Source organism: Luteibacter sp. 9133 (assembly GCF_000800155.1).
GTDB classification, from domain to species: domain Bacteria; phylum Pseudomonadota; class Gammaproteobacteria; order Xanthomonadales; family Rhodanobacteraceae; genus Luteibacter; species Luteibacter mycovicinus.
On the sequence record NZ_JUHO01000001.1, the window covers coordinates 577,501 to 589,299 of the forward strand.

At 61.0% G+C, this 11,799-nt stretch carries 7 protein-coding genes and 2 rRNA genes; 7 read left to right on the plus strand and 2 right to left on the minus strand.

What is annotated here, in order from left to right:
- Positions 1 to 144 precede the first annotated feature (144 nt).
- Positions 145 to 3,028: ribosomal RNA gene (locus FA87_RS02305) — 23S ribosomal RNA — on the plus strand.
- Between the two features lie 120 nt (positions 3,029 to 3,148).
- Positions 3,149 to 3,263, plus strand: a 5S ribosomal RNA gene (gene rrf / locus FA87_RS02310).
- A 221-nt stretch (positions 3,264 to 3,484) separates the two neighbouring features.
- Here the strand turns inward: rrf and FA87_RS02315 are convergent.
- Entirely contained in the window at positions 3,485 to 4,051 is a 567-nt protein-coding gene (locus FA87_RS02315) for a YolA family protein (protein ID WP_197062353.1), read from the minus strand.
- A 321-nt stretch (positions 4,052 to 4,372) separates the two neighbouring features.
- On the opposite strand from FA87_RS02315, the gene FA87_RS02320 reads away from it, so the two are divergent.
- The 4 genes from FA87_RS02320 to glpK all read left to right on the plus strand — a co-directional run bounded on the left by FA87_RS02320 (position 4,373) and on the right by glpK (position 9,356).
- A complete protein-coding gene (locus FA87_RS02320; protein ID WP_036116147.1) occupies positions 4,373 to 5,143 on the plus strand; it encodes a DeoR family transcriptional regulator in 771 nt (256 codons plus the stop codon).
- A gap of 296 nt (positions 5,144 to 5,439) precedes the next feature.
- A complete protein-coding gene (gene glpD, locus FA87_RS02325) occupies positions 5,440 to 6,954 on the plus strand; it encodes a glycerol-3-phosphate dehydrogenase (RefSeq protein WP_043692107.1) in 1,515 nt (504 codons plus the stop codon).
- A 42-nt stretch (positions 6,955 to 6,996) separates the two neighbouring features.
- A complete protein-coding gene (locus FA87_RS02330; RefSeq protein ID WP_036118475.1) occupies positions 6,997 to 7,842 on the plus strand; it encodes an MIP/aquaporin family protein in 846 nt (281 codons plus the stop codon).
- Between the two features lie 8 nt (positions 7,843 to 7,850).
- Positions 7,851 to 9,356 (plus strand): glycerol kinase GlpK, encoded by a 1,506-nt coding sequence (gene glpK, locus FA87_RS02335; RefSeq protein WP_036116145.1) that lies wholly within the window; start codon positions 7,851 to 7,853, stop codon positions 9,354 to 9,356.
- Positions 9,357 to 9,505: 149 nt separating this feature from the next.
- Here glpK and FA87_RS02340 read toward each other — a convergent pair whose 3' ends face one another.
- Positions 9,506 to 10,441: a carbohydrate kinase family protein gene (locus FA87_RS02340; RefSeq protein WP_036116144.1), complete on the minus strand. Its 936-nt coding sequence runs from the start codon at positions 10,439 to 10,441 to the stop codon at positions 9,506 to 9,508.
- A 281-nt stretch (positions 10,442 to 10,722) separates the two neighbouring features.
- Between FA87_RS02340 and FA87_RS02345 the strand changes: the two genes are divergently transcribed.
- Complete coding sequence (locus FA87_RS02345; protein ID WP_036116143.1) at positions 10,723 to 11,769, plus strand: rod shape-determining protein; 1,047 nt, start codon at positions 10,723 to 10,725, stop codon at positions 11,767 to 11,769.
- Positions 11,770 to 11,799: the final 30 nt, after the last annotated feature.

The window sequence follows — 11,799 nt, forward strand, 5'->3', positions numbered from 1 at the left end:
CAACCGGCACTGAGGCCGGCCTGGTGTTCTTTGAAAACATGTAAACGAGTGACAAGCGTCTTGGTTCAAACCGAACCGAGATAAGTGTTAAGGCGAAACGAAGTGGCTGGATGTATGTGGCCCCGAGGCGACTTGGGGTTATATGGTCAAGCGACTAAGCGTATACGGTGGATGCCTTGGCAGTCAGAGGCGATGAAGGACGTGGCAGCCTGCGAAAAGTGTCGGGGAGCTGGCAACAAGCTTTGATCCGGCAATGTCCGAATGGGGAAACCCACCGCTTAGGCGGTATCGTGCAGTGAATACATAGCTGTACGAAGCGAACCCGGGGAACTGAAATATCTAAGTACCCGGAGGAAAAGAAATCAACCGAGATTCCGTCAGTAGCGACGAGCGAACGCGGACTAGCCCAAAAGTGTCGTACATTCTAGTCGAACAGCGTGGAAAAGCTGGCCGTAGACGGTGATAGCCCGGTAGACGAAAGGGTGCATGGCATGAAATTGAGTAAGGCGGGGCACGTGAAACCTTGTCTGAACATGGGGGGACCATCCTCCAAGGCTAAATACTCCTGACTGACCGATAGCGAACTAGTACCGTGAGGGAAAGGCGAAAAGAACCCCGGAGAGGGGAGTGAAATAGACCCTGAAACCGTATACGTACAAGCAGTGGAAGCCCGCAAGGGTGACTGCGTACCTTTTGTATAATGGGTCAGCGACTTACTGTCAGTGGCAAGCTTAACCGTATAGGGGAGGCGAAGGGAAACCGAGTCTGAATAGGGCGAATAGTCTCTGGCAGTAGACCCGAAACCGAGTGATCTATCCTTGACCAGGTTGAAGGTGCGGTAACACGCACTGGAGGACCGAACCCACATCTGTTGCAATAGATGGGGATGAGTTGAGGATCGGAGTGAAAGGCTAAACAAACTCGGAGATAGCTGGTTCTCCTCGAAAGCTATTTAGGTAGCGCCTCGTGCGAACACTGTTGGGGGTAGAGCACTGTTATGGCTAGGGGGTCATTGAGACTTACCAACCCATGGCAAACTCCGAATACCAACACGTGATACACGGGAGACACACGGCGGGTGCTAACGTCCGTCGTGAAAAGGGAAACAACCCAGACCCGCAGCTAAGGTCCCAAAGTCATAGCTAAGTGGAAAACGATGTGGAAAGGCATAGACAGCCAGGAGGTTGGCTTAGAAGCAGCCACCCTTTAAAGAAAGCGTAATAGCTCACTGGTCGAGTCGGTCTGCGCGGAAGATTTAACGGGGCTAAGCTATGCACCGAAGCTCGGGGTGTACGGATTTTGATCCGTACGCGGTAGAGGAGCGTTCCGTAGGCCTGTGAAGGTGGATTGTAAAGTCTGCTGGAGGTATCGGAAGTGCGAATGCTGACATGAGTAACGATAAGGGGGGTGAAAAGCCTCCCCGCCGAAAGCCCAAGGTTTCCTCGCGCAACGTTCATCGGCGCAGGGTGAGTCGGCCCCTAAGGCGAGGCAGAAATGCGTAGTCGATGGGAAGCAGGTTAATATTCCTGCACTTTTCTACAGTGCGATGTGGGGACGGAGAAGGTTAGGTCTACCAGGCGTTGGTTGTCCTGGGGAAAGGCGGTAGGCATGATTCTTAGGCAAATCCGGGAATCTTTATGCCGAGCACCGAGACGAGTCCTTTGGGACGAAGTGACTGACACCACGCTTCCAGGAAAAGCCACTAAGCTTCAGCTGTAGAAAAACCGTACCGTAAACCGACACAGGTAGGCAGGGTGAGAATCCCAAGGCGCTTGAGAGAACTCGGGTGAAGGAACTAGGCAAAATGGCACCGTAACTTCGGGAGAAGGTGCGCCTCTTGGTGTGGTCACGTGCGTGACTGAGCATCGAGGGGTCGCAGTAACCTGGCCGCTGCGACTGTTTATCAAAAACACAGCACTCTGCAAACACGAAAGTGGACGTATAGGGTGTGACGCCTGCCCGGTGCTGGAAGGTTAATTGATGGGGTCAGCCGCAAGGCGAAGCTCTTGATCGAAGCCCCAGTAAACGGCGGCCGTAACTATAACGGTCCTAAGGTAGCGAAATTCCTTGTCGGGTAAGTTCCGACCTGCACGAATGGCGTAACGACAGCGGCGCTGTCTCCACCCGAGACTCAGTGAAATTGAAATCGCTGTGAAGATGCAGCGTTCCCGCGGCAAGACGGAAAGACCCCGTGAACCTTTACTATAGCTTTACATTGAACGTTGAGTTCTTCTGTGTAGGATAGGTGGGAGGCTATGAAACCAGGACGCTAGTTCTGGTGGAGCCATCCTTGAAATACCACCCTGAAGTGCTTGACGTTCTAACCTAGGTCCGTAATCCGGATCGGGGACCATGTATGGTGGGTAGTTTGACTGGGGCGGTCTCCTCCCAAAGAGTAACGGAGGAGCACGAAGGTACGCTCAGCGCGGTCGGACATCGCGCACTGTGTGCAAAGGCATAAGCGTGCTTGACTGCGAGATCGACGGATCAAGCAGGTACGAAAGTAGGTCTTAGTGATCCGGTGGTTCTGTATGGAAGGGCCATCGCTCAACGGATAAAAGGTACTCCGGGGATAACAGGCTGATACCGCCCAAGAGTTCATATCGACGGCGGTGTTTGGCACCTCGATGTCGGCTCATCACATCCTGGGGCTGTAGCCGGTCCCAAGGGTATGGCTGTTCGCCATTTAAAGTGGTACGCGAGCTGGGTTCAGAACGTCGTGAGACAGTTCGGTCCCTATCTGTCGTGGGCGTTGGAGATTTGAGGGGGGCTGCTCCTAGTACGAGAGGACCGGAGTGGACGTTCCGCTGGTGTTCGGGTTGTCATGCCCATGGCATTGCCCGGTAGCTACGAACGGAAGTGATAACCGCTGAAAGCATCTAAGCGGGAAGCACGCCCCAAGATGAGATCTCCCGAGAGCTTGACTCTCCTTAAGGCACCATCAAGACTAGGTGGTTGATAGGCACGGTGTGGAAGTGCAGCAATGCATTGAGCTTACGTGTACTAATGAGCCGTGAGGCTTGACCATATAACCCCAAGACGCTTCACCGTCTTATCTCTTAACTCGCTGTTCGACTAAACCCGGACGCTTGTCACTCGTTTACACCCTCTGTGGAGCCGGCGCTCAATGCGCTGCTCCCACCCCTTCCCTGGCGGCTATAGCGGCGTGGTACCACCTGATCCCATCCCGAACTCAGAAGTGAAACGCGCATGCGCCGATGGTAGTGTGGCTCAAGCCATGCAAGAGTAGGTCACCGCCAGGGGCTTTATCCTGAAACACCCGTCCTCACCAGAGGGCGGGTTTTTCTTTTGCGCGCAGCGCGACCCGCAACAGGTCACCGCCAAGCGCTTTGTCTGAAACACCCGTCCTCGTCAGAGGGCGGGTTTTCTTTTGCGCGCAGCGCGACCCGCAACAGGTCACCGCCAAGCGCTTTATGTTCTTGAGGCCTCTCCCTTACCGGAGAGGCCTCGCCTTATCCAACGCTCAAAGAATGTTGATCTGGGTGTACACCGTGTTGTGCGGTGCATTGGTCGACGTGTTCTGATACTTGAACAGTCCGGACTCGTAGCCGTCCACGTTGTACTCGTTGAGCCAACCGACCACCGTCTGGCCTGGCGTGCATGGCCACGTGTACTGCGTGCCGGTGACACAGATGCCGGTGCTCGCGTATTGGGCCGAACGCGGCAACTGTCCGCCATTCATGGACGCGATCGGGTTGGATCCGTACCCGATCTCCATGACGGCGACGCGGAGCTCGCCGCCGCCGTGATTGCATGTCGTTGTTCCCTTGCCATCGGGATATTCCCAACCGCACGCAGTCGAGCCCACGGCAAGAACACGGACGCTCGAGAGTCCAGGAGCGGGCGCACGTGGGACAGGCACCACGGACTGCGCGTCGATCGGCACGTGCATCTCATTGTCTGCCGCAGTCAACGACGGCATCGCGGTCATGGCATGCCGGGGGACGGCAAAAGCTTCTTGTGCATGGACGCCCAGGGCGGGTGTGCAGGACAGTGTCATGGTGCAGAAAAGAAAACGAACGGAATTCAACGGAGATCCTTTGCATAGAACGGCTTGAGTCGCGTGCGACGATGGCCGGTCGTACCGCCATGTATGCCATGCCATGCCATGCCATGCCGCGCAGCGACGTGATGAGTAACGCGTCGGTGCCGCGTTACGCAGCTTGGGAACGAGGCCCACGGACTGCGCAACAAGGATCGCGTCTCGCGCTTCCCACGAATGTCGGATTGAGGCCGTACCAGTACGCTGAATAGGCAAAGGTGTGATCGTCGACGCATCGACGCCGGTGCAACATGACACTCGTCCGATTAGACGCCATCATGTCGGCGCGTCGTGCAAGAAGGGAACGTCATGGATTTACGCCTCAATCGAAGACAGGAAGAACTGGTCGCGATCGTCCAGCGCCAGGGCTTCGTCGGTGTCGATGAACTCGCCAGCCACTTCGACGTGGCGCCGCAGACCATCCGGCGGGACCTGAACCTGCTTGCCGATGGCGGGTTGATCCGCCGCTACCACGGCGGCGTCAGCACCCCGACCAGCAGTGTCGAAAACGTGGCTTACGCGGCGCGCCAGACATTGCAAGCGGCGGAGAAGGGCCGCATCGCCGCGGCTATCGCCGCACAGATTCCCGACGGGTCATCGTTGTTCATCAACCTCGGCACGACCAACGAGGGGGTGGGACGCGCGCTGCTCGAGCGTCGGGACCTGCGTGTCATTACCAACAATCTCAACATCGCCTTGCTGCTCAGTGAAAACCCGACGTTCGAGGTGATCGTCGCCGGCGGTGTGGTCCGGGCTCGCGATCATGGTGTGACAGGCGAGGCCACCATCGAGCTGATCCGTCAGTTCAAGGTGGACTACGGGATCATCGGCATCTCGGGTATCGAGCTGGATGGCACCTTGCTGGACTTCGACTTCCACGAAGTGCGTGTTGCCCAGGCGATCATCGAGCACTCGCGCCAGGTCTACCTGGCGGCGGACCACACCAAGATCGGCCGCAACGCGATGGTCAGGCTGGGTGACTTCAGCCGGGTGGATGCCTGGTTCACCGATAAGACGCCGCCGGAGCCGTTGCTCCCGGTGATCGAGGCGGCGGGTACGCGGTTGTTTGTGGCGGACTGAGGGGCGCCACCGCCCCCAGCACGGCTTCCCAGCGCCTCCCCAGACGGCTCGCGAGCCTGCCCTCGCTCCTTGAAAGACTTACCCAGCTCGCATTACGGACAAATCGTACGCTGCACTGCAGCGTGCGATGTTCGTTTGTGTTCGAATATGCTCCTTTCAACGCGGGCGACGCCTTGCCGATGGTTTGACATGTTCGTTTTTGCGCCCTTCGGGCGCTCCCTCAGGGAAAACGAACGTACCCGAGCGTAGGGTTCTCTCCTCAGCAACGCGCCGCCCCCAGCCAAGTGGGGTGGGTAATGGTCGAGCAGGTCGATGTTCTGGTGGTCGGTGGCGGCGTCAACGGTGTCGGCATCGCGCGTGACGCCGTGGGCCGCGGGCTCTCGGTGTGGCTGTGTGAACGTGACGATCTGGCCTCGCATACCTCGAGCGCGGCGACCAAGCTGATTCATGGTGGCTTGCGCTATCTCGAGCAGTTCGAGTTCGCCCTCGTGGGCAAGGCACTCGCCGAGCGCGAGGTGCTTCTTCGCGCGGCCCCGCACATTATCTGGCCGTTGCGTTTCGTCCTTCCGCATCAGCCGCATCTGCGCCCGGCGTGGATGATTCGTATCGGACTGTTCCTCTACGATCATCTGGGCCGCGGTCGCCGCACGCTGCCGGGCTCGCGCCGCGTTCGTTTCGCCAAACACGTCACCGGCGAGCCGATGCGCGATGACTTCGCGGTAGGCTTCGTCTATTCCGACGCCTGGGTGCAGGACGCACGTCTCGTGGTGCTCAACGCCATGGACGCCGTGCACCGCGGCGCCAAGGTGGAGACGCACACCAGGTGCGTCAGCGCACGTCGTGACGCGGACGGCTGGACGGCTGAACTCGAGTCCCGCGACGGCACCCGCCACTTCGTCAAGTCGCGGGCGCTCGTCAACGCCGCGGGTCCGTGGGCCGCGAGTTTCCTCGACGACGTAGTGCACGTGAAGCACACGCACTCGCTGCGCCTGATCAAGGGCAGCCACATCATCGTTCCGAAGATCTTCGATCATCGCTACGCGTATATCTTCCAGCAGCCCGATCGTCGCATCGTGTTCGCTATCCCGTACGAGCGCGACTTCACGCTGATCGGCACCACCGACGTCGAGTACAAGGCCGACCCGTCGCATCCGGAAATCGACGCCGACGAGACGCGTTACCTTTGCGACGCCGCCAACCGTTACTTCAAGAAGCAGCTGACGCCGGACGACGTGGTCTGGAGCTATAGCGGCGTGCGTCCGCTGCTGCAGGACGAAGCGGGCAGCGCCTCGGAAGTGACGCGCGACTACCTGCTCGACATCGATCAGACCGGTGGGGCGCCGCTGCTGAACGTCTTCGGCGGTAAGCTGACCACGTACCGCAAGCTGTCCGAAGAGGCGGTCAACAAGCTCGCCCCGCTGCTGGGTAACGACAAGCCGGCGTGGACGGCCGACGCGCGTCCGCTGCCCGGTGGCGGTGAGCGCGACATCGACGCGCTCACCGACGACATCCGGTCGTCACGTCCTTGGTTGCCTGAGACCTTCGCATGGCGGCTCACGCACATGTACGGCACGCGTGCCCGCGATCTGCTGGGCGAAGCCGATGGCCTCGATGCGCTGGGGACACACTTCGGTTCCGACCTGTACCAGGCTGAAGTCGACTACCTGATCCGGCACGAATGGGCGACCGAAGCGGAAGACATCCTCTGGCGGCGCAGCAAGATCGGCCTGCGTGTCGGTCCGGACGACGTGAAGCGTCTTACCGAATACCTCAATCAGCGGGTCCCGAAGGGCCCCGCCATTAACCCGTAGCGCTCACGCGCTGCCCCTGCCATGAAACCGATGGAGAGACGGATCATGCGACAAAATATAGGCGAGTTGATTTCCGAAGCCCTGGCGATGTTCATCATCATCGCTTTCGGCGATTCCGTAGCATGCATGTACGTGCTCTACGACCCTAGTCCCTATCTGAATGCCTACTGGGGTGTCTGTATCGCGTGGGGTCTCGCGGTCACCATCGCGATCTACGCGACCGCATCGGTGTCCGGTACGCACGCCAACCCGGCCGTAACGCTGGCCCTGGCGGTATTCCGCGACTTCTCCTGGAAGAAAGTCGTGCCTTACTGGATCGCCCAGGTGATCGGCGCGTTTCTTGGCGCGGCTATCGTCTATGCGCTGTTCGGTCCGGTCATCGATCACTTCAACGCCACGCACAACCTGACCCGTGAAGCGGGCGGTGCGGCGGGCGTGTTCTTTACGCATCCGGGCCTGGCCGTCTCGCCCATGCACGCGCTGTCCGATCAGATCATCCTCACCGCTTTCCTGCTGTTCGGTATCTTCGCCATCACCGAGCAGTACAACGAAACCGCACCGGGCGCGAACAACGGCGCGCTGATCATCGGCCTGCTGGTCGCCACCATCGGCGCGTCGATGGGCTATCTCGAAGCATGGGCGATCAACCCCGCGCGTGATTTCGGTCCGCGACTGTTCGCCTACTTCGCCGGCTGGGGTCCCTCGGCGCTTCCGTCGCCGGACAACTACTGGTGGGTGCCGATCGTCGGTCCGCTGATCGGCGGTGTCGTCGGTGGCGGCGCTTACCAGCTGCTCGTGCATCCTTTCCTGCCAGCACGTCAGCGTGCGCTTGAAGAAGCGCGCCAGAAGGCGGCGCGCGGCACATCTTCCACCAACACCATTTCGTGAGGCCGCAGATGAGCAAGCAGAAATACATCCTCGCCATCGACCAGGGCACCACCAGCTCTCGCACGATTCTTTTCGACCACGACGGCAACATCGCCGGCACCGCGCAGCGTGAGTTCCCCCAGATCTTCCCGCAGCCGGGCTGGGTCGAACACAACCCGCGCGAAATCATGACCAGCGTGCTGTCGACGATGACCGAGGTCATCAGCAGCTCCGGTATCGACGCCAGCTGTATCGAAGGCATCGGCATCACCAACCAGCGCGAGACCGCGGTGGTGTGGGACAAGAAGAGCGGTCAGCCCATCTACAACGCGATCGTCTGGCAGTCGCGCCAGACCGCCGACATCTGCGAGAAGCTCAAGGCCGACGGCCATGACGAGATGGTGCGCGAGAAGACCGGCCTGCTGATCGACGCGTATTTCGCCGGTACCAAGGTGCGCTGGATTCTCGACCATGTCGAAGGCGCGCAGGAGAGGGCCGAGGCGGGCGAGCTTCTGTTCGGCACCATCGACACCTGGGTGATCTGGAACCTCACCGGTGGCAAGGTGCACGTGACCGATTACACCAATGCGTCGCGCACGCTGATGTACGACATCTACAAGCGCGAATGGGACGATGAGCTGCTGAAGATGCTCAACGTGCCGCGCGCGATGCTGCCGGAGGTGAAGTCGTCCAGCGAGGTCTACGGCAATACGCTGGCCAAGCATTTCTTCGGGCGCGAGGTGCCGATCGCCGGTATCGCCGGTGACCAGCAGGCGGCCTTGTTCGGTCAGGCATGCTTCGAGCCGGGTCTGGCCAAGAACACGTACGGCACCGGCTGCTTCATGCTGATGAACACGGGCGAGAAGGCCGTGCGTTCGAAGAACGGTCTGCTCACCACCATCGCGTGGGGTGTGGACGGCAAGGTCGAATACGCGCTGGAAGGCAGCATCTTTGTCGCCGGTTCCGTCATCCAGTGGCTGCGCGACGGTCTGCGCATGCTGGGCAAGGCGTCGGATTCGCAGTCGTATGCGGAACGCGCGAAGGACAACGATGGTGTGTACTTCGTGCCGGCGTTCGTCGGTCTTGGTGCGCCGTACTGGCGCAGCGATGTGCGTGGCGCTGTGTTCGGTCTCTCGCGCGGTACGACGAAGGAACAGTTCATCCGCGCCGCCCTCGAGTCGATGGCGTACCAGACGCGCGACGTGCTCGAAGCGATGCAGATCGACTCGGGCATCGAGCTGAAGGAGCTGCGCGCCGACGGTGGTGCGATCGCCAACGACTTCATGGCGCAATTCCAGGCGGACATTCTCGACGTGACGGTGTTGCGTCCTAAGGTGCAGGAAACCACGGCGCAGGGCGCGGCGTACCTCGCCGGCCTCGCGGTCGGTTTCTGGAAGGACCGTGCGGATATCGCCAAGCGCTGGGCGGTCGATCGCAAGTTCGAGCCGGCGATGACCAAGGAAGCGCGTGACGACCTCTACGAAGGCTGGAAGCAGGCGGTGACGGCGACGATGGGGTTCAAGCCCAGGAACTGACGCGGCCGTGTGGGGGTGCGCCCTGCGCGTGATGCGCTTTGTCGCGGGGTGGGTCGCGCGCGGGGCGCGCTCCTACCGTTTGCTGCATGAAAAAAGGGGCGACGCATCGATGCGTCGCCCCTTTTTTTCAAGCGTCTTACAAGCGGCTGTCAGCCCAGCTTGTAACCGAACTGGCTTTCGAACTCGGTCGCGAACTGCTCGTACGTGAAGTACTGGTTTTGCGTGCCCGGATGCTCGACCTTCAGCGCGCCCATCAGCGACGCCATCTTGCCGACGGTCGGCCAGTCGTAGCCCTTCATGATGCCGAAGATCAGACCGGCACGATACGCGTCGCCGCAGCCGGTGGGATCGACCACCTTGTGCTCCCGTGCCGGCGGGATCTCGATCGTCTGGCCGTCGACGTGGATGAGCGAGCCGCGCGGACCCTGCGTGATGATGTACGCGGTGACCTTCGACGCGATGTCCGCCGCGCTCCAGCCGGTGCGCTGCTGCAGCAGCTGCGACTCGTAGTCGTTGACGATGACGTACGTGGCCTTGCCGATCATCGAGCGGAACTCGTCGCCGTTGAACAGCGGCATCGCCTGGCCCGGATCGAAGATGAAGGGCACGCCGCGTGCGGCGAACTCGTCGACGTGCTGCAGCATGGCTTCGCGGCCGTCCGGCGCGACGATGCCGAACTGATAGTCCGGGATATCACGCACGTGGTTTTCGTGCGCGCTGGACATGGCGCCCGGATGGAAGGCCGTGATCTGGTTGTTGTCCAGATCCGTGGTGATGAAGCACTGCGGCGTGAACTGGTCGTCGAACTGGCGGACGCCATCGAGGCGGATGCCGAATTTCTCGAGGTGCGCGCGGTAGGGCGCGAAATCCTGGCCGACGGTGGCCACGGGCATCGGTTCGCCGCCGAGCAGCTTCAGGTTGTATGCGATGTTGCCGGCGCAACCGCCGAACTCGCGGCGCATGGCCGGCACCAGGAACGACACGTTCAGGATATGCACCTGGTCCGGAATGATGTGGTTCTTGAACTGGTCCTGGAACACCATGATGGTGTCGTAGGCGAGCGATCCGCAGATAACGGCAGTCATGCTTGGGCGACCCTGAAAGGATGAATGGCGCGGCCGTGAGCCGGCCGCCGCGAGCGCCGAACGCGAGGGGTTCGGCAAACCGACGGATCGTACCCAAAATCGTCCGCCGAGGCGACAGGTACTCACGTACAGAATTACGGATATGCGTCACCTTTCGCTCGCATCCATCGGACTTACAAGACTTTCTTAACTTCTTCGCCTCCGCTCCGCCCTTGCGTGGGGGAGGGCGCCAATCTAGACTTCCACGCTTACTTTTTGCCGCAACGGGCGCCCGCCGCATCATGTTTAAGAAGTTCCGCGGACTCTTTTCGAACGACATCTCCATCGATCTCGGTACGGCGAATACGCTCATCTACGTGCGCGGGCAGGGCATTGTCCTGAACGAGCCGTCGGTCGTGGCCATCCGTCAGGATCGTGGCCCGGGCGGCCCGCGTGCCGTCGCCGCCGTGGGTGGCGACGCCAAGCGCATGCTCGGCCGCACCCCGGGCAATATCGCCACGGTGCGTCCGATGAAGGACGGCGTCATCGCCGACTTCACCATGACCGAGGCGATGCTCCAGCATTTCATCAAGCAGGTGCACCGCTCGCGCATGCTGCGTCCCAGCCCGCGCGTGCTGGTCTGCGTGCCCTGCGGTTCCACTCAGGTGGAACGCCGCGCCATCAAGGAATCCGCCGAAGGCGCCGGTGCGCGCGACGTGTTCCTGATCGAAGAACCGATGGCCGCCGCGATCGGCGCCGGCATTCCGGTGCACGAGGCCCGTGGCTCCATGGTCCTCGACATCGGCGGCGGTACCTCCGAGGTCGCGGTCATCTCGCTTAACGGCATCGTCTACTCGCAGTCCGTGCGCGTGGGCGGCGACCGCTTCGACGAAGCCATCATCAACTACGTGCGTCGCAACCACGGCACGCTGATCGGTGAATCCACCGCGGAGCGGATCAAGCTCGAAGTCGGCTGCGCCTTCCCGCAGAGCGAAGTCCGCGAGATGGAAATCTCCGGCCGCAACCTCGCCGAGGGCGTGCCGCGCATGTTCACGATCAACTCCAACGAAGTGCTCGAAGCCCTCCACGAGCCGCTGTCCGGCATCGTGGCCGCGGTCAAGGCGGCGCTGGAGCAGACCCCGCCGGAGCTCTGCTCCGACGTGGCCGAGCGCGGCATCGTGCTCACCGGTGGCGGCGCGCTGCTGCGCGATCTGGATCGCCTGATCTCCGAGGAAACCGGCCTGCACGTGCAGGTGGCCGACGACCCGCTCACCTGCGTGGCGCGTGGCGGCGGCAAGGCCCTGGAGATGATCGACCAGCACGGCAGCGACTTCTTCGCTTTCGAATGACCGCCGCGCTCGCGGCGCCCGGACGCTAGG

Coding starts and splice junctions, on each gene's coding strand:
- FA87_RS02320 (WP_036116147.1), top strand. CDS start 4,373: ATGGATTTACGCCTCAATCGAAGACAGGAAGAACTGGTCGCGATCGTC.
- glpD (WP_043692107.1), top strand. CDS start 5,440: ATGGTCGAGCAGGTCGATGTTCTGGTGGTCGGTGGCGGCGTCAACGGT.
- glpK (WP_036116145.1), top strand. CDS start 7,851: ATGAGCAAGCAGAAATACATCCTCGCCATCGACCAGGGCACCACCAGC.
- FA87_RS02340 (WP_036116144.1), bottom strand. CDS start 10,441: ATGACTGCCGTTATCTGCGGATCGCTCGCCTACGACACCATCATGGTG.
- FA87_RS02345 (WP_036116143.1), top strand. CDS start 10,723: ATGTTTAAGAAGTTCCGCGGACTCTTTTCGAACGACATCTCCATCGAT.